The sequence below is a fragment of the Pseudomonas syringae genome (genome assembly GCF_001698815.1).
GTDB classification, from domain to species: domain Bacteria; phylum Pseudomonadota; class Gammaproteobacteria; order Pseudomonadales; family Pseudomonadaceae; genus Aquipseudomonas; species Aquipseudomonas syringae_A.
In genome coordinates this window covers 189,460-207,835 of the sequence record NZ_LGSI01000050.1, presented here as the reverse complement: position 1 = coordinate 207,835, position 18,376 = coordinate 189,460, and the positions used below count along the sequence as shown (strand labels likewise).

General features: G+C 59.2%; 17 protein-coding genes. 10 read left to right on the top strand and 7 right to left on the bottom strand.

Translation table 11 applies throughout. The features are described 5' to 3' along the window. Positions 1 to 81 precede the first annotated feature (81 nt). On the bottom strand, positions 82 to 1,191 hold the full coding sequence (locus AFK24_RS16745; protein WP_065834257.1) for a sugar diacid recognition domain-containing protein: 1,110 nt from the start codon (positions 1,189 to 1,191) through the stop codon (positions 82 to 84). Positions 1,192 to 1,447: 256 nt separating this feature from the next. Here AFK24_RS16745 and AFK24_RS16740 point away from each other — a divergent pair, with 256 nt between their 5' ends. After that, positions 1,448 to 2,551, top strand: a complete 1,104-nt coding sequence (locus AFK24_RS16740; protein WP_065834256.1) for an alpha/beta hydrolase — start codon at positions 1,448 to 1,450, stop codon at positions 2,549 to 2,551. Positions 2,552 to 2,688: 137 nt separating this feature from the next. Here the strand turns inward: AFK24_RS16740 and AFK24_RS16735 are convergent, their stop codons facing one another. After that, entirely contained in the window at positions 2,689 to 3,402 is a 714-nt protein-coding gene (locus AFK24_RS16735; RefSeq protein ID WP_065834255.1) for a FadR/GntR family transcriptional regulator, read from the bottom strand. Positions 3,403 to 3,801: 399 nt separating this feature from the next. On the opposite strand from AFK24_RS16735, the gene AFK24_RS16730 reads away from it, so the two are divergent. The 5 genes from AFK24_RS16730 (at position 3,802) to pncA (ending at position 9,308) form a co-directional block, all read left to right on the top strand. Continuing rightward, complete coding sequence (locus AFK24_RS16730; protein ID WP_080482190.1) at positions 3,802 to 5,151, top strand: MFS transporter; 1,350 nt, start codon at positions 3,802 to 3,804, stop codon at positions 5,149 to 5,151. Positions 5,152 to 5,181: 30 nt separating this feature from the next. After that, positions 5,182 to 6,534 carry a glucarate dehydratase gene (gene gudD / locus AFK24_RS16725; protein WP_065834254.1) on the top strand — a complete coding sequence of 451 codons (1,353 nt, stop codon included), beginning with the start codon at positions 5,182 to 5,184 and terminating at the stop codon, positions 6,532 to 6,534. 268 nt (positions 6,535 to 6,802) lie between these two features. After that, complete coding sequence (locus tag AFK24_RS16720; RefSeq protein WP_065834253.1) at positions 6,803 to 7,456, top strand: DUF1345 domain-containing protein; 654 nt, start codon at positions 6,803 to 6,805, stop codon at positions 7,454 to 7,456. Between the two features lie 106 nt (positions 7,457 to 7,562). Beyond that, entirely contained in the window at positions 7,563 to 8,528 is a 966-nt protein-coding gene (locus tag AFK24_RS16715) for a D-2-hydroxyacid dehydrogenase family protein (RefSeq protein ID WP_065834252.1), read from the top strand. A gap of 141 nt (positions 8,529 to 8,669) precedes the next feature. Beyond that, on the top strand, positions 8,670 to 9,308 hold the full coding sequence (gene pncA / locus AFK24_RS16710; protein WP_065834251.1) for a bifunctional nicotinamidase/pyrazinamidase: 639 nt from the start codon (positions 8,670 to 8,672) through the stop codon (positions 9,306 to 9,308). A 113-nt stretch (positions 9,309 to 9,421) separates the two neighbouring features. Here pncA and AFK24_RS16705 read toward each other — a convergent pair whose 3' ends face one another. Then, entirely contained in the window at positions 9,422 to 9,901 is a 480-nt protein-coding gene (locus AFK24_RS16705; protein WP_065834250.1) for a GNAT family N-acetyltransferase, read from the bottom strand. Between the two features lie 143 nt (positions 9,902 to 10,044). Between AFK24_RS16705 and AFK24_RS16700 the strand changes: the two genes are divergently transcribed. The 3 genes from AFK24_RS16700 to AFK24_RS16690 all read left to right on the top strand — a co-directional run bounded on the left by AFK24_RS16700 (position 10,045) and on the right by AFK24_RS16690 (position 13,109). Further along, positions 10,045 to 10,956 carry a formate/nitrite transporter family protein gene (locus AFK24_RS16700; RefSeq protein ID WP_065834249.1) on the top strand — a complete coding sequence of 304 codons (912 nt, stop codon included), beginning with the start codon at positions 10,045 to 10,047 and terminating at the stop codon, positions 10,954 to 10,956. A gap of 94 nt (positions 10,957 to 11,050) precedes the next feature. Continuing rightward, positions 11,051 to 11,734: a response regulator transcription factor gene (locus tag AFK24_RS16695; protein ID WP_065834248.1), complete on the top strand. Its 684-nt coding sequence runs from the start codon at positions 11,051 to 11,053 to the stop codon at positions 11,732 to 11,734. Next, on the top strand, positions 11,712 to 13,109 hold the full coding sequence (locus AFK24_RS16690) for a sensor histidine kinase (protein WP_065834247.1): 1,398 nt from the start codon (positions 11,712 to 11,714) through the stop codon (positions 13,107 to 13,109). Before AFK24_RS16695 ends, AFK24_RS16690 begins: the two co-directional genes overlap by 23 nt. Before the next feature lie 133 nt (positions 13,110 to 13,242). Here AFK24_RS16690 and AFK24_RS16685 read toward each other — a convergent pair whose 3' ends face one another. The 3 genes from AFK24_RS16685 to AFK24_RS16675 are packed head-to-tail and all read right to left on the bottom strand — an operon-like array spanning position 13,243 to position 16,198. Then, complete coding sequence (locus tag AFK24_RS16685; protein WP_065834246.1) at positions 13,243 to 14,094, bottom strand: amidohydrolase family protein; 852 nt, start codon at positions 14,092 to 14,094, stop codon at positions 13,243 to 13,245. A 57-nt stretch (positions 14,095 to 14,151) separates the two neighbouring features. After that, on the bottom strand, positions 14,152 to 15,438 hold the full coding sequence (locus AFK24_RS16680; protein WP_065834245.1) for an MFS transporter: 1,287 nt from the start codon (positions 15,436 to 15,438) through the stop codon (positions 14,152 to 14,154). Positions 15,439 to 15,466: 28 nt separating this feature from the next. Next, positions 15,467 to 16,198: a GntR family transcriptional regulator gene (locus AFK24_RS16675; protein WP_065834244.1), complete on the bottom strand. Its 732-nt coding sequence runs from the start codon at positions 16,196 to 16,198 to the stop codon at positions 15,467 to 15,469. A 171-nt stretch (positions 16,199 to 16,369) separates the two neighbouring features. Between AFK24_RS16675 and AFK24_RS16670 the strand changes: the two genes are divergently transcribed. Further along, positions 16,370 to 17,380, top strand: coding sequence for a DUF4917 family protein (locus tag AFK24_RS16670; RefSeq protein WP_065834243.1), 1,011 nt, complete (start codon positions 16,370 to 16,372; stop codon positions 17,378 to 17,380). 261 nt (positions 17,381 to 17,641) lie between these two features. Here AFK24_RS16670 and AFK24_RS16665 read toward each other — a convergent pair whose 3' ends face one another. Beyond that, positions 17,642 to 18,367 (bottom strand): alpha/beta hydrolase, encoded by a 726-nt coding sequence (locus AFK24_RS16665; RefSeq protein ID WP_065834242.1) that lies wholly within the window; start codon positions 18,365 to 18,367, stop codon positions 17,642 to 17,644. Positions 18,368 to 18,376: the final 9 nt, after the last annotated feature.

Here is an 18,376-nt window from a genome sequence, read left to right as displayed (position 1 = left end):
GTTCTCCGTAAACGCAGTGTCGCGATGTTCTCATCCCGGAGCGGATTTGCCTCGCGCCCTGCGCACCACGCAAACGGCAGCTTATTGGTCATTTGAACAAAGCGCGGCGCGTGGCGTCATGTGCAGGCCCAGGTACAGGCGCAGCAGATCATCGGTGCGATAAGGATCGCAGCCGCTCAGTTCGGCAATTTTTTCCAGGCGATAGCGCAGGCTGTTGCGATGGATGCCCAGCACATCGGCGCAGGCCTGGCTTTCGCCGCTGTAGTCGAACCAGCTGCGCAGGGTTTCCAGCAGTTGAGCGTGGTTGTGCAAACGCGCAATCGGCTGGGCGACCTGCGCCGCCAGCCAGTCATGTCGATAGCGCCAGAACAGTACCGGCAGGCGATACGCTGCCAGGCGCAACAAACGTTGCTGCGGCTGAACCTCACGCGCGTAATCCAGCAAATCCCGGGCTGCGGCGACCGCATGACGCAAGTTAGGCAGGTCAGCTGATTGCTCCACCGTCGCCATGCGCAGCACCTGCCAGCCTTGCTCGTCGAATTGTTCCAGCAGCAACGCGTCGTCGCGGTCCTTGCCCACGGCCCGACACCAATGGATCAGCATCGGCTCGCGGGTCAGGCACCAACTGTTGGCATAACGGCCATTGAGCCAGGCCACGACTTTCGCGGCATCGGTCGCCGGCCCGGCCAGTTCGATCAACACCGCCTGTCGTGGCAAATCCGGTTGCAGCCCCAGCTGCTGGACCTCGTCCAGCAGATTCTGCGGACAGTCGGTCCGCAGCAGGCGCGCCAACAAATCCTCGCTGCGTTGATGTCGCCAGTGCTGATCGGCCTGCTGGCGGCGATGTTCCATGAGCATCTCGGCGGTCATTTTTACCAGTTCGGCGTAGACCCGCACCTGCTCCGGTTCGCCGGTGATACCGAGCACGCCCACCAGTTGCTGATCGAGCATCAACGGCAAGTTCACGCCCGGCTTCACCCCGTCCAGTTGCCGCGCCGTGCTGGCGTCGATTTCCACCACGCGGTGGTTGGCCAGCACCAATTGCGCACCTTCATGCCGGGTATACAAACGCTCGGCGTCGCCGCTGCCGATGATGATGCCCAGATAATCCATGACGTTGACGTTGCACGGCAATATGGCCATGGCCCGGTCGACGATGTCCTGCGCCAGCGAATGATCAAGGGCGAACATGGCGGGCTCCAGGCGAAGAACTAAAGATGATGTGCATACAGGTGCCGCTGGTTTTTATTTGAGCGTTGAGTCTGCCTGATTCTGGATGCGAGTGCGATTGACGTGGCAAAGTGCTGGCACTGCATGCATTTCGTTGAACCTGTCACGGCTTGCGCCGCTCTATCGATGCACCTTCTTCAGCGGAGAATCCCTTATCTTGCCCAGGCATCGACTTGCATTGCTGCTCTCTGCTCTCACCCTTCAGGCCTGTGGCTCGATGGCCAGCGACGATAAAGCGTCGGACAGCTTCGCCGCTTATCGCCAGCAGACCCTGGAATGGATGCAGCAACAGCGCAGCTTTCAGACCACGGATCACAAAGCGGAACTGCAATGGAACGCACCTCAGGAGTGGCGGCCGCAAGGTCAGCTCAAAGGTGGCATTTTGCTGGTCCATGGCTTGGGGGATTCGCCCTGGTCCTTCCATGACATCGGCGAAAAACTCGCCGCTCAAGGGTTTCTGGTGCGCACCGTGCTGCTGCCCGGTCATGGCACGAAGCCTTCGGACATGCTCGACGTGACACTCGCGCAGTGGCAGGACGTGGTCCGCCAACAGGCGAACATCCTCAGTCGTGACGTACCGAAGGTGTATCTGGGCGGGTTTTCCACGGGCGCCAATCTGGTGCTCGACTACGCCTATGATCACGATGAAATTGCCGGGCTGGTGCTGTTCTCGCCGGCGTTCCGCTCCGACAGCCCGTATGCGTGGATGACGCAATGGATCGTCTGGGCGCGGCCATGGCTGGCCAGCCCTGACGACGGCGTGCGCCCGCTGCAAACGCCGGTGCGTTACCTGAATGTGCCCACCAATGGCTTCGCCCAGTTTTATCGCAGCAGTGTTCTCGCGCAGAAACGCCTGGGCCAGCGCAGCTATGACAAGCCAGTGTTTGTCGCCATTACCGAGCATGATTCGGTGCTGGACACCGGTTATGTGCTGGACAACTTCAACCAGCGTTTCAGTAATCCGTCCAGCCGCCTCATCTGGTACGGCGACGATCCGGCTGAGTCAGCAAAAAGCGCCCGAGTGCTGGTCCGTACCGATTACCTGCCGGACTACCGGATCAGCCGCTTCTCGCACATGGGTTTGATGTTCTCCCCCGCCAACCCGCTGTATGGCGAAAATGGCAAACAGCGCATCTGCTGGAACGGCCAGAGCACCGCTGATATGCAGTTGTGCTTGAACGGGGATCAGGTCTGGTATTCAGACTGGGGTTATCGCGAGGCTGGCAAAGTGCACGCACGACTGACGTTCAACCCGTATTTCGAGTGGCAATCCGAAGTGATGTTGCAGGTGTTGGAGGCGTCCGGGTCTTTGGCAAAATAACGCGCCTGGTTCCTGAGACCTGTAGGAGGGAATTCATTCCCGAAGAGGCCGGCTGTAGCGCCGAGTAATCCGAAGCTTTACCGACGCCTTCCCGGATGAATCCGGCCCCACAAAAGCCCAACCGCCAGCATCCGCTTTCACTCCAGCGGCGCGAGCCTTTCGCGACTGTTGCTCAGGTGGGTCCACATGGCGGCGCGGGCGGCGTCCGGGTCCTGGCGGCGGATGGCGCTCAGCAGCGCTTCATGTTCCAGATTGGCCAGATAGCCATGATGCGCAAGGTTGCTGCCAGCGCGCTCACTGGCGGCGATGCGGCTGCGAGGGATGATCGCGCTGCCCAGGTGGTGCATGATTTCGGCGAAATACGGATTGCCGGTCGCTTCGGCGATCAGCATGTGAAAGCGCTTGTCCGCCTCCACGCAACTGTCTTCCTTGGCCAGCAGATCCTGATAATCATCCAGCGCCTGGCGCATGGCAGCCAGTTGCTCGTCCGTGCGGCGCAACGCCGCCAAGGCAACTGCCTGGGTCTCCAGGCCGATGCGCAGTTCGATGATGTCGCGCACGCTCGCCGCGGTTTCGACTTTCAGGCGCAGCCCGGTGTGATCGCTGCGCTCCAGGACGAACGTGCCGACACCGTGATGGGTCTCCACCAGTCCGGAAGCCTGCAATTTTGAAATCGCTTCGCGCACCACGGTGCGGCTGACCCCGTGCTCGCGGACGATTTCGCTTTCCGAAGGCAGCTTGTGGCCGGGCGGAATCTTGCCAAGAAGAATGCGCTGGCTCAGATCGGTGACCAGATCAGTGGCCAGATTATGTTGCCGACGCTTGGGAATCGGCCGGATAGGCTCTTGCATGGAAAGAGGTGTCCTGGACACGAAATCGCGGAATTGGCTTGGAAGACATAGTACTGCGCACTTGTCTGACGAGCTAGCGAAGCAAGCTGACTTGTCTATCTTGTATGACGAGTAAAAAATCACCCATCAGCTGTGAAAGCACCAATAGGCTGCCTGATAAATTTTTTTGCCGAGTCGTCAATTAACGCCTAAATCACCAGAAATACCAATTAATACAGGCATTATCCGGCAATTAAAGAGCCCCACCCGCGCCTACCCTTCCCTTGCCCGCAGAAAATAACTGACAAAACGGATCAATGCCTCCTTGCGTCATAAATCGTTACTTGTATGATGTCTATCAACACAAGCAACATAGCTTGCCCAAAACCCGCATAAAAATAACGAGTGGGAGATACACCTGTGAACACATCCAATACCAGGGTGAGTGACGGCGCGGATTCGGTTTTGCTTTCGGCGGTATCGAAAGTGAAGCGTCATGTTCTGCCACTGTTCGTCATCATGTTTATCGTCAATTACATCGACCGGGTGAACATCGGCTTTGTGCGTTCGCACATGGAGCACGATCTGGGCATCGGTGCCGCCGCCTACGGGTTTGGTGCCGGACTGTTCTTCATCGGTTACGCGCTGTTCGAAGTCCCTTCCAATATCCTCCTGCAAAAAGTCGGCGCCCGTATCTGGCTGACGCGCATCATGCTCACCTGGGGCATCGTCGCCGCCTGTATGGCGTTCATCCAGAACGAAACCCACTTCTATATCCTGCGTTTCCTGCTCGGCGTTGCCGAGGCCGGCTTCTTCCCTGGTGTGATCTATTACTTCACCCGCTGGCTTCCCGGTGTCGAGCGCGGCAAGGCCATTGCGATCTTTTTGAGCGGTTCGGCCATCGCCTCGCTGATTTCCGGCCCGCTGTCCGGCCTGTTGCTGCAAATCAACGGCTTCGGCATGCACGGCTGGCAATGGATGTACTTCATTGAAGGCATGTTCTCGGTGGGCTTGTGTGCCTTCGTCTGGTTCTGGCTGGACTCCAAACCTCACGATGCCAAATGGCTTACCCGTGAGGAACAGGACGCGCTGGTCAACGCCATCGACGAAGAACAACGGGCTCGGGAAGCCGCCAATCCGATCAAGGCGTCGTTGGGCAAGCTGCTCAAGGACCGCCAGATCATCCTGTTTTGCCTGATCTACTTCTTCATCCAGCTGACTATTTATGCCGCGACGTTCTGGCTGCCGAGCATCATCAAGAAAATGGGCGACCTGAGCGACATTCAAGTCGGCTTGTTCAACTCGATCCCCTGGTTGCTGTCGATCATCGGCATGTACGCCTTCGCTTCGTTCTCGGCGAAATGGAAGAAACAGCAGGCGTGGGTCGCAGTAGCCCTGCTGATTGCCGCCGCCGGGATGTTCATGTCAACCACCGGCAGCCCGATCTTCGCTTTCGTCGCAATCTGCTTTGCAGCGCTGGGCTTCAAGTCGGCATCGTCGCTGTTCTGGCCGATTCCCCAGGCTTATCTGGACGCCCGTATCGCCGCCGGCGTGATTGCCTTGATCAACTCGGTGGGTAACCTGGGTGGCTTCGTTGCACCAACCACCTTCGGGCTGCTGGAACAACATACCGGTTCGATTCAAGGCGGGCTTTACGGCTTGACGGCTACGTCAATCATCGCCGCCATCATCGTCTTCGCCGCCCGCAATACGCCCAAGGTTGCCAACGCCGCACCTGTGATCACTCCAGCACCGGCCTCCCACTCTTGATCGTGCGCCACGACTTTTAAGGACTCAAACATGAATACGTTGAACAACCAGACCGTCAACAAAGCGCCTGTCATCACCAGCATGCAAGTGGTTCCAGTGGCCGGTCACGATGACATGTTGCTCAATCTGAGCGGCGCCCACGGACCGTTTTTCACCCGCAATATCGTGATTCTCAAGGACAACGCCGGGCACACCGGTGTCGGCGAAGTGCCCGGCGGCGAACGCATTCGCCAGACCCTGGAAGACGCTCGGCAATTGGTGGTCGGCAGCGCCATCGGCACCTATCAGAAGATCCTCAACTCTGTACGCCAGGCATTCGCCGAGCGCGATTCCGGCGGACGCGGCCAGCAGACTTTCGATCTGCGGGTGACCATTCACGCGGTAACCGGAATCGAAGCCGCCCTGCTCGACCTGCTCGGCCAATATCTGGACGTGCCGGTCGCCGCCTTGCTGGGCGAAGGTCAGCAGCGCGACGAAGTGAAAATGCTCGGTTATCTGTTCTACGTCGGCGATCGCAACCAGACGGATCTGGCCTATCGCGGCGAGCCGGATGCCGACAACGACTGGTTCCGCCTGCGTCACGAAAAAGCCCTGACCGCCGACGCCGTGGTGCGCCTGGCCGAAGCCGCCCATCAGCGCTATGGCTTCCAGGACTTCAAACTCAAAGGCGGCGTGCTCAGTGGCGACGATGAAATCCAGGCCGTAACGGCATTGGCCGAACGTTTCCCCGAGGCGCGCATCACGCTTGATCCGAATGGCGCATGGTCGCTGAAAGAAGCGATTCGCCTGTGCCGGGATCAGCACCACGTGCTGGCTTATGCCGAAGACCCATGCGGTGCGGAAAACGGCTATTCGGGTCGTGAAGTCATGGCTGAATTCCGCCGGGCCACGGGCCTGAAGACTGCGACCAACATGATCGCCACCGACTGGCGAGAAATGGGTCATGCGATTCAGTTGCAATCGGTGGATATTCCGCTGGCCGATCCGCACTTCTGGACCATGCAGGGTTCGGTACGTGTCGCGCAGATGTGCAACGAATGGGGCCTGACCTGGGGCTCGCATTCCAACAATCACTTCGATATTTCCCTGGCGATGTTCACCCACGTGGCGGCAGCGGCACCGGGCAATATCACGGCTATCGACACCCACTGGATCTGGCAGGACGGCCAGCGCCTGACCAAAGCGCCGTTGCAGATCGTCGGCGGCTGTGTGCAGGTGCCGAAAAAACCCGGCCTGGGCGTCGAACTGGACATGGATCAGGTGCACAAGGCCCACGAACTCTATAAAGGCATGGGCCTCGGCGCACGAGACGACAGCGTGGCCATGCAATTCCTGATTCCGGACTGGAAATTCAACAACAAACAGCCGTGTCTGGTGCGTTGATTCCATAAACAAGCCCCACCCCGTTCCGTAGGAGCGAGGCTTGCCCGCGAATCAGGCGCCTCGGTGGACCAGACCCGCCGAGTTATCGTTCTTCGCGGGCAAGCCTCGCTCCTACGGGGACGGATGTTTGCCGCGCGATACCGGCGCGCCCCATTCATCATGGATTTGCCAAGCTGGCACGCGGCGCGCAACCCCCTTGCGCGCCGTTTTTTCTACCTGCGCAAAGGCCGTGCTAAGGTTTGCGAACCTTCCGTCTCGATGCCCCGCCATGTCCCATATCGCTCACACCCACCCCCGTCTGAGCATCGCCGCAGGCCTTGGCCTGATCAGCGGTTTCGCATCGGCAATCCTCACGCCGGATATTTCCCTGACCACCAAATGCCTGATTGCATGGAACGTCGGTGTGTGGATTTATCTGGGGCTGATCATGCTGCGCACCTTCCGAACCAATGCCGAAGACGTCGAACGCATTTCCCTGATCGAGGACGAAAACGCCCGCCAGGTGCTGTTTACCGTATGCATTGCCGCCTTGGCCAGCCTCGCGGCGATTACCCTGGAGCTGGCCGGCAGCAAGGAAATGACCACCGACGCCCGAGCCATGCATTACGCCTTCACCGGTTTCACCATCGTCGGTTCATGGCTGGTCACCGGGGTCATTTTCAGCCTGCATTACGCGCGGCTGTTCTACACCTGGAAAGGCAAGGAACCGGCGCTGCGTTTCGCCGACGGCGAACTGCATCCTGACTACTGGGACTTCCTGTATTTCTCCTTCACCCTCAGCGTTGCCGTGCAGACCTCCGATGTCGGCGTAGCCACCCAAGGGCTGCGCAAGACCGTCCTGGCTCAATGCCTGATCGGCTTTGTGTTCAATACCGCGATCCTCGGGTTTTCCATCAACATCGCGGCGGGACTGTTTGACTGAGGTGCAGCACTGACTCCAAATCCTGTTTCACACCGGGCTGACCAGGCGGTAAGGTAAGCGCACAATCCTAAAAACCTTTCCTTTGCTTTAGCGAGGCGATCTCCAAATGACTCAACGTTCTCCTACGAGAATTGCGGTGCTCGATGACTGGCAGTCGGTGGCCAGCGACGTCGTGGACTGGTCGGTATTGAACAGCATTGGCGAAGTCACCTTCCTCCACGAATTCCCGACCGACACCGACAGCATGGCCGCGCGCCTGCAGGCATTCGATGTCATTTGCGTGATGCGCGAACGCAGCACCTTCGATGAAGCCCTGCTCAGCCAGCTGCCGCACCTGAAATTGCTGGTCACCGGCGGTATGCGCAACGCTGCGATTGATGTGAAAGCCGCGGGCAAACTCGGTATTCAGGTGTGCGGCACCGACAGTTACAAGCACGCCGCGCCGGAACTGACCTGGGCGTTGATCATGGGCATCACCCGCAATCTGGTGGAGGAAGCCAATGCTCTGCGCAGCGGCCAATGGCAAGTCGGCCTGGGCAGCGATCTGCATGGCAAGACGCTGGGCATCCTCGGCCTGGGCAGCATCGGCAAGTGGATCGCCCGCTACGGCCAGGCGTTCGGCATGAAGGTGATTGCCTGGAGCGAAAACCTCACGGCCGAAGCGGCTGCCGAATCCGGCGTCACCTATGTCAGCAAGCAGCAATTGTTCGAACAGTCCGACGTGCTTTCGGTGCATCTGGTCCTCAGCGATCGCAGTCGCGGGCTGGTGGATGCGCAGGCCTTGAGCTGGATGAAGCCCAGCGCCTACCTGATCAACACGGCGCGCGGGCCGATTGTCGACGAGGCTGCATTGATTGAAACCCTGCAACAACGCCGCATCGCCGGCGCCGCGCTGGATGTGTTCGCTATCGAACCGCTGCCCGCCGAGCACCCGTTCCGCACCCTGGATAATGTGCTCGCCACGCCGCATATCGGCTATGTCACCGAGAATAACTACCGTACGTTCTTCAGCCAGATGATCGAGGATATCCAGGCCTGGGATGCCGGGGAGCCGATTCGGGTGTTTGCCTGATACATTCGGGGATAAATCCCCTCCTACAACGGCCTCCACTGTAGGAGGGGACTTGTCCCCGAAAAGGTCATGACCTTTACCAAAATGTTTTTGCCGCCACGGACGTCTGAATCTCTCAAATTGCGACCAAGGAGCTTCACCATGACCCAGCCTCGATTCGACCTCAACAGTGTCCTGCTGGTCATCGACATGCAATATGACTTCATGCCCGGCGGCGCGCTGGCGGTTGCCGATGGCGATGCGCTGGTGCCGCAGATCAATCGACTCGGCGAGCAATTCAGCGGCGTGGTTATCACTCAGGACTGGCACCCTGTCGGGCACATTTCATTCGCTTCCAGCCACCCCGGCCGATTGCCTTTCGAAACCACCACCCTGCCCTACGGCCCGCAAACCCTGTGGCCGGACCATTGCGTGCAGGGCAATCATGGCGCGCAATTGCACGCGAATCTCGATCTGCCTCACGCGCAATTGATCCTGCGCAAGGGCTGCAACCCGCATATCGACAGCTATTCAGCCTTCCTCGAAGCCGACCGCAGCACACCGACAGGTCTGGCAAGTTACTTGAAGGAACGCGGCGTGCAGACGGTCTTCGTGGTCGGCCTGGCCCTGGATTTTTGCGTGGCGTGGTCGGCGCTGGACGCACGGGCCGCGGGCTTTACCACGGTGGTGATTGAAGATGCCTGCCGCGCCATCGATATGAATGGTTCTCTCGACAAAGCCTGGCAGGACATGCTCGCGGCGGGTGTGACGCGGATTGATAGCAGTCAATTGCTGAATTAACGAATACCTCGTTGGAGCGAGGCTTGCCCGCGAAGAACGATAACGCGGTAAATCTGACCCAACGAGGCGCCTGATTCGCGGGCAAGCCTCGCTCCAACCGGCCGTGTTGCAACTCAACCCAACGCAAAACGCTTCAACGTCTCGCCTTCAAGGCGATAGCGCACCCATTCGTCCTGCGGCTGTGCGCCGATGGATTTATAGAAGTCGATGGCTGGCTGGTTCCAGTCCAGCACGCTCCATTCGAAGCGCCCGCAGCCGCTGTCGTAAGCGATTCTGGCCAGACGCCGCAACAACGCCTTGCCCGCACCGACGCCGCGATGCTGCGCGGAGACAAACAGATCCTCCAGATACAGCCCCTTGCGGCCCAGCCAGGTGGAGTAACTGAGGAAATACACAGCAAAGCCGATGGGTTCATCGTCCAGCAGGCAGATCAACGCCTTGGCCGGGGATGGCTCGTCGAACAGACTGCGCTCGATCTCCGCCACGCTGGTCAGCACTTCGTGCTCGGCTTTTTCGTAAATCGCCAGCTCAGTGATAAAGCCCAGAATGACCTTGGCATCGGCCCGGGTCGCTTCGCGGATTTCGAGGGTCAAAACAGTTCTCCTTTTTATGGATTGGGCATCGTTCAGGGTCGAACGATGGGCGGTGAATTGTGTCTTAACCAGCAGCCCGGCTGCAGCATTCATCTGTCTCAGCCCTCATCTGTCTGAGCCCCCATCAGTAGCAAGGAAGTCGTATGCAAGAGCACACCGAAGGCAAAACCCCGGGTCTGTCCGCTGAAGAAGAACGCGAAGTCGATAAAAACCAGCCGCCCCGCGCAGCGGTACTCCACGAGACTATCCGTATCCAGGGCGATCACGAACTGGAGCGCAGCGTTGCCGCGCTCTGGTGGTCGGCACTGGCTGCGGGCCTGACCATGGGCCTGTCGCTGATGGCCATGGGTTTGTTCAAATCCCGGCTGGCGGATGTCGAGTCCAGTCATGTGATCGCCAGCCTGGGTTATTCCGCCGGGTTCCTCGCGGTGATTCTGGCCCGTCAGCAACTGTTCACTGAAAACACCATCACTGCCGTTCTGCCGGTGATGAGCAAACCGACGCTGGCCAATTTCGGGCGCTTGCTGCGATTGTGGGGCGTGGTGCTGGTGGGCAATCTGTGCGGCACGCTGCTGGTTGCCTATGTGATGCTGCATTTGCCGATTTTCGATACCAAGACCGACGAAGCCTTTCTGGAAATCGGCCGCAAGGTCATGGAAAACGACGTCACGCACATGTTTTCCAAAGGCATCGTGTCCGGCTGGATGATCGCCACCATGGTGTGGATGATTGCTTCCATGGAGTCGGCGAAGATCTGGATCATCATCCTCATCACCTACCTGATGGCCCTGGGCGACTTCACCCACATCGTGGTGGGTTCCGCTGAAGCCGGGTATCTGGTGTTCGCCGGCGAGCTGTCCTGGCATGACTTCTGGCTGGTATTTGCCGGGCCGACTCTGGTGGGTAACATCATTGGCGGCAGCTTTATCTTCGCCCTGATCAGCCATGCGCAGATCCGCAGCGAGAACGACACCACCGCGAAAATGGAACGCGACCGCAAAGCCAGCGCCCTGGCCAAGAAGCAGCAGGATGAGCAGGATCAGGCGGCCAGCTAGAAGCGAGCCGTTGCACATGAAAATCTTTTCAGAAACCCGGCGCGCCTTTGCAGGCAGAATACGGCTTTGGCCGTAACCCTTTCAGGCAGGCAACATGACCCGAATTCTGACCATCGAAGACGACGCCGTCACGGCACAGGAAATCGTTGCCGAACTGAGCAGCCATGGACTTGACGTGGATTGGGTCGACAACGGCCGCGAAGGCCTGGCGCGGGCGGTCAGCGGTGATTATGACCTGATCACCCTGGATCGCATGCTGCCGGAAGTCGACGGCCTGGCGATTGTCACCACCTTGCGCGCTCAAGGCATCTATACCCCGATCCTGATGATCAGCGCCCTTTCCGATGTGGACGAACGGGTACGCGGCCTGCGTGCCGGTGGCGATGATTACCTGGCCAAACCCTTTGCCTCCGACGAAATGGCCGCGCGCGTTGAAGTCCTGCTGCGCAGACGTAATCCGGTAGCGGCCTCGGAAACCCTGCTGCGGGTTGGCGATCTTGAGCTGAACCTGATCAAACGCGAAGCCAGTCGCGGCAAACAGCCGCTGACGTTGCTGCCCACCGAATACAAGCTGCTGGAATTCATGATGCGCAACAGCGGGCAGATCATCACCCGGATGATGATCTTCGAAGAAGTCTGGGGTTATCACTTCGATCCGGGCACCAATCTGATCGACGTCCACATTGGTCGCTTGCGCAAGAAACTCGATCCACCCGGCATGACCCCGCTGATTCGAACCGTGCGAGGCTCGGGCTATGTCATTGCTGAACCCGTCTAACGGCTGGCGTTCATCCAGCAGCCGCTTGCTGGCGCTGTACAGTTTTCTCTTCGTGGCCTGGAGCTGCACCCTGATCGGCGTGGTGTACTGGGAAGTTACCAGCTATCTCGACAATCTCGCCCGCCACTCGCTCATGCAACGCCAACAACTGTTCGCCCGCTTCCAGGGCGAACAGCTGATCGAAGCGCTGGCCACCAGCATGACCTTCGACATGCGCGCCGTGGACGCCTACGGCCTGTTCGACGCGCGACTGCAACCATTGGCCGGACCGATCCGCACTATCCCGGCCAATCTGCCGCTGGACGGCACGATTCACGAGCTCAACAACTGCGTCGACTCCGATGACCCCGACATGCCGCGCGACAGTTGCGATGCCGTCGCCAGCCGAACCCTGGATGGCCACTGGCTGGTGCTGGTGCGCGACAACGGTTCACTGTTCGCCGTCACCACACTGATATTGCATGCCCTGCTCTGGGGTTTGTCGCTGACGATTATTCCCGGCATTGCCGGCTGGCATTTGCTGCGGCGTCGCCCGTTGCGGCGCATTCGCGGCATTCAGGCCAGCGCCGAGGCCATCGTCGCCGGGGACCTCACCCGCCGCTTGCCGGTCTCAAGCCGTCGCGACGAACTGGACATGCTGGCCGTGATTGTCAACGCGATGCTCGACCGTATCGAAAAACTGATGAACGAGGTCAAGGGCGTCTGCGACAACATCGCCCACGACCTGCGCACGCCGTTGACCCGTCTGCGTGCCCAGCTGTACCGCATTCAGCAGCAGTCGCCAGAAGACTCCCTGGTCGCCACGCAAATGGATCAAGTCATCGCCGAAGCCGACACGCTGATGGCGCGCTTTCGTGGCTTGCTGCGAATTTCCGAGCTGGAAGATCATCAACGACGCTCGGCATTCGTCGAACTGGAACCCACGGCGCTGTTGCAGGAAGTGCATGACTTCTATTTGCCATTGGCAGAAGAAGGCGGTGTCAGCCTGCATTTACAGGTGGACGACAACCTGCCGCCATTGCTGGGCGACCACGCCCTGCTGTTTGAAGCGTTGGCCAATCTGCTGAGCAACTCGATCAAGTTCACACCACCGGGCGGCAGCGTGATTCTTGGCGCACGGTCCGAAGGCGGCAGCACCTGCATCTCCGTGGAAGACTCCGGCCCCGGCATTCCTGAAGCAGAACGCAAAGCCGTATTCCGACGCTTCTATCGCAGTGAAAACGGCAATCAGCAAAGCGGCTTCGGCCTGGGCTTGTCCATCGTCGCGGCCATCGTCAACCTGCACGGCTTTACGCTGCACATCGGCACCAGCTCATTGGGTGGCGCGAGCTTGAGTCTGGATTGTCGGCAAAGCGCTACGGGGCGATTGTCGTAGGAGGGAATTCATTCCCGAAGGGATCTATCAGGCGCTGGAGATGCTTCGCCTGAGTTGACCTCTTCCCGGATGAATCCGGTCCCACAATACCGTCATCCCGTGGGACCGGATTTATCCGGGAAGGCGATGGTGTTTATTCGATCGTTTCAACCAACGGAAAATCAAACAACGCCTGCGGCGCTTCGATCAACAGCGCCCGGCGCACGCTATCCGCACAGCCTAATTCCTGCAGTTGCTGAACTACGGTATCGAAACTCACGTCCTGCTCATGCTGGGTATGCGGCCAATCGCTGCCCCAGACCAGTCGGTCCAGGCCGAAATGCTTGACCAGTAACGGCAAAGCCGCCTGGGCGAAGGTCATGTTTTGCTGGTTGCTGCCGCCGAGGCGGTAGATGGCCGAGACTTTTACCCACACTTGCCCTGTCGAACCGGTCTCCAGCAAAGCCTGGAACGCCGGATGTTCGACGCCCGACAGCGCGTCCGGACGGCCGAAGTGATCAATCACGATTTTGCAGCCGAAAGGCAACAGCCCGCTAATCACTTGCGGCAAATCGACAACGCCGCGATGCAGTTCCACGTGCCAGCCCAGATCGGCGACATGGCCTAACAGACGCTGCCACTGAGGCTCGGTAAAGTCAGGCAGCGCCTTGCCCATCAGATTCAAGCGTATGCCGACGATACCCTGCCCGGCCATCTGTTCCAGTTGCTCACGACTGGTATCGATATCCACCACGGCGACACCGCGCAGTTGCTTGGGGGCTTTTTGCAGGGCGGCCAACAGGTATCGGTTATCAGTGCCCAAAAAGCTCGGCTGCACCAATACGCCATGACTCAAACCGTGAATGCGCAATTGCGTGAGGTACGCATTCAGCGTGGCATCGTAATCGGGCGTGTAGCGTCGGCCTGACGTGAGTGTCAGCTCACGGTTGAATACATGGGCGTGGCCATCGATGCCGAGGATCGGCGAGGTAAGGGAATCAGGCATGGAACTCATCTTGGGAAAGAAAGGCGCGATGTTCGACACCGCGCCAGGGGCAAAGCGTCAGGCTTGCTGTGGGGCCTGGTTGCCTTTGGCATCGGTTTCGGTCGAAGTTGCATCGAGGCTGCGGCCACGGGTTTCCGGCAGGCAAAGCGCGGCGAGGACAGCAACGCCGTAGGCGATCCCGGCGTCGATACCAATCGCCGAACCCAGTGACATCGACTCACTCATGTGCCCGACCATGAACGGGAATACCGCTGACAGGACACGACCGAAGTTGTAGCAAAAACCAACCCCGGCGCCGCGCACGTCGGCTGGATACAGTTCGTTGAAAAACGCGCCGAGGCTGGCAGGAATACCGGCTGCGAAAAATCCCAGCGGGAAACCGAGGAACAGCATCTGCGTGTTGGTCAGCGGCAGGAATACGTAGCACTGCACGGTGACGACGCAGCACAGGGCGAACAGCAGAATATTCATGCGGCGGCCGATACGGTCGATCAAAAAGCCGCTGGCCACGCACCCGCACCAGAAGGCAAAGATGATCACCGCCAGGTAACCGCCGGAGTTCAGCACCGACAGGTTGCGTTCGGTCTTGAGGAAAGTCGGCAACCAGGTCATGACCGCGTGATAACCACCGTGCGCACCGAGGCCCAGCAGGCCGCCGAGCAAGGTGACGCGGATCAGTTCAGGGCGAAAAATACCGGCCATGGATTTGAAGAAGCTCGCCGGTTTGATCTTGGCTTTTTGCAGGCGCTGGAAGCTGTCGGGTTCTTCGACGTTACGACGCACCCAGATAATCATCAGCGACGGCAACAGACCGACCAGGAACATCACGCGCCAGGCCATGTCTTGCGGGACAAAAGAATAGATCAGCGTGAACACGCCGACCGCCAGGCCCCAGCCCACGGCCCATGCGCTCTGCACGGTGCCCATGACCTTGCCGCGATATTTCGACTGGATAGTTTCCGCCATCAGCACCGCGCCCGCTGCCCACTCGCCGCCGATACCGAAGCCTTGCAGCGCCTTGACGATCAGCAGTTGATGGAAGCCGGTGACGAACGCCGAAAGAAAGGTGAACACCGAAAACCAGAGGATCATCCATTGCAGGGTGCGCACCCGACCGTAGCGGTCCGACAGCGTGCCGCCGACCCAGCCACCCAGTGCCGAAGTGACCAGTGTCACGCCGCTGATCAGGCCTGCGTCGCCCTTGGTCAGGGCAAACGCGGCAATCAGCGCGGGAATCGCCAGGCCGAACATTTGCACTTCAAGGGCATCCAGCGACCAGCCGCCGAAGCAGGCCCAAAACGTTTTGCGCTCACGAGGAGTGACTTGGCGATACCAACTGAACATGTTTTTATCCTTATGGTTGTACGTGCTGTCAGCGGATCTCGACGCTGTAGCGGAAATGGCTGGCGTGGCCGCGTGAGCGACGCCATTCCAGAGGCTGGCCGGCGTAGTTGCGAGCCAGACGTTCGATCACCACCACCGGGCTGTTTTGCGGGATATGCAGCAATCGCGCATGCACATCGCTGGCGGCCTCGGCGGTCAGGGTTTCTTCGGCGTAGGCCACGACCTGGCCGCACAGGGTTTCGTAGATTGGGTAAAGCAACGGGCCGTGCAGCTGCAGATCGGTATCCAGCAGCGCCTGGAACAACACGCGCGGCAACCAGATTTCTTCAGCAAGCACCGGTTGTGCATCCAGCAGTCGCAGACGTACCAGGCGAATCACCGGCGCATCGGGAATCAGGCCCAGGGCCTGGCTAACGGCCGAAGGCGCAGCCATCGGTTCGATGGACAGGATCCGGCTCTCGGGAACCTGACGTTCGCCGGCAGCGGTCTGGAAGCGGAAAAAACGAAACAGCGAAGACTGAAATTGCGGCCGGCGAATGTAAGTGCCCCGCCCCTGCTGTCGTTCGAGAATGTTGTCGGCGACCAGCATGTCGATGGCCTTGCGCACCGTGCCGGTGGAGAGGCAATACTCGCTGGACAGCGCCGCTTCGGTGGGAATCGCTTCGCCTGGACGCCAGCGGTTATTGGCGATCTGCTCGGCCAGTTGGTCACGCAGGCGTTGGTAAAGCGGGAGACGTTCGTCGCTGGAGAGTCTGTTCATATTGTTATTGGTCTAGTCATCTATATGAATTTGTGCGGAAGTATTGTCTCGTTACAAATGCCCGTCAAGACCAAGACAAGCAATTCTCATAGATCCTTTTTCTATAAGATGGCTGAGTTTTGCCATCGAACTAACCCTCGGTGGTGATATTGAACCCGGCACCGAAGCGAGATGATGCAATTGACCGATATTGATGCCGAACTGGCGAACTGGAACGATCTGCAGCTCACCAGCCCGAACTGGGGCCTGCTGCTGGGTAACGGCGCGAGCCTGGCCGTGTGGAAGAATTTCGCCTATGACTCGCTGTTCGACCTGTCCCAGACCACCCGCAACAACCCCATGAGCCGTACCGAGCTGGCCGTGTTCAGCGCCATGGAAACGAGTAATTTCGAGCCGGTACTGGCCGCGCTGAAGTCGACGATGCGCGTCAACGCCGCGCTGACCATCAGCTCCTCCTCGCCGCGTAACCGTTACTTTGCGATCAAGGAAGCGCTGATTCACGCAATCCGTTCGGTGCACATTCCGTGGAAACTGATCGAAGTCAAGACCCTCGCGCGTCTGAATAGCGCGCTACAGCAGTATTCCAGCGTGTACTCAAGCAACTACGATCTGCTTGCCTATTGGGCGGTGATGCATGCGCCGGAGCACTTCGACGATCTGTTCAACGATGAAGCAACGTTCAATCTGCATGCAGCGCAGGCCAAAGCCACCCGCGTGCTTTATCTGCACGGCGGCATGCATCTGGTGAAAAACCTCGACGGCACGGTGCGCAAATTGCTCTCCTCGGAAAGCACCCTGCTGGGCAGCTTTGCCATCAACGCGCTGGACGACGTGCCGCTGTTCGTCTGCGAAGGGACCAGCGCGGAAAAAATGAAGATGATCCGGACTTCGGATTACCTGTCGTTCTGCCACGGACAACTGGCACAGCACTCCGATGCGCTATGCATCTTCGGCCACGCGCTGGGCAAACAGGACGCGCACATCCTCGCTGCAATCCGCCAGGCCAAACCGCAACGTATTGCGATCTCGGTGCTGCCGCGCAGCACTGCATTCGTTGAGTTCCAGAAGCGTCACTACCTTGAGCTGTTCGGCGATATGCAGACGCAACTGAGCTTTTTCGACGCGAAGAGTCACCCGCTGGGTAACCCGGATTTGCTGGTTGCGGCAAACCCGTCCTTGTAGGAGCAGCTGGCCTGACACGGAAAGTCGCACGCCCGTTGGAGCGAGGCTTGCCCGCGAAGGCTCCGTTTCAAGCGATAGATAAAGTCGACCGAAAATCCGGCTCCCGGACAAGTCCGGTCCTACCTGATCCGTGCAAATCTGTAGGAGGGGACTTGTCCCCGAGGCGTCAGTCAGCGGCACCCCTCCTTTGTGGGAGCAAACTTGTTCGCGAAGCGGCTTACCTGATACACCGCCTCGCCAACAAGTTGTCTCCTACAGGGATCAGCCTGCGACTTTCTTCAGCCACGCTTGCAGATCGTCAACTTCCGCTTCGCTGATGGTATGGCCGACGCCGGAATAGCTGTGGAATTCAGGCGTTATCCCTAACGTTTTCAAATAGGCTTCGGCATCTTTCGCGCCGCTGAACGACACTCGCGAATCGGCAGTGCCGTGACCGATGAACACGGCCAGGTCCTTGAGCTGCGCATCAGGCTTGGCTTTCAGGTCGGCGCGCAGTACCGGCAATAGCCGGCCGCTCAACGCCGCGATACCGCCGACCTGCTCGGGATGCCGCAGCCCGACTTCGTAACTCATCATCGCCCCCTGGCTGAAACCTACCAGGAAAACCTTGCCCGGTTGCGTGTGATATTTCTCGGTGGCCGCCTTGATGAAACGGCTCAACAGCTCGCCACTGTTTTTCAGATCCACGGTCACACCGTCGTATTCGGCGGTCTGCGGTTTTTGGGTGAACCACTGGTAGCTGCCGGGTTGCAGTTGCACCGGGGCGCGGACCGACAGGTAGTTGTAATCGGCCGCAAGCACGTCCTTGATACCGAACAGGTCTTTTTCGTTGCTGCCGTAGCCATGCATGAAGATGACCAGCGGCTTGTCCCTGGAATCAGTGCTGGCCTGGGCCAGATAACTCAAGGGCAAGTCGGTCTGGAGCGCGTCCTGCGCCTGAACCAGCCCCGAACACACCAACAGCAGTGCAGTAAAAAACTTCAGCATATCGTCATG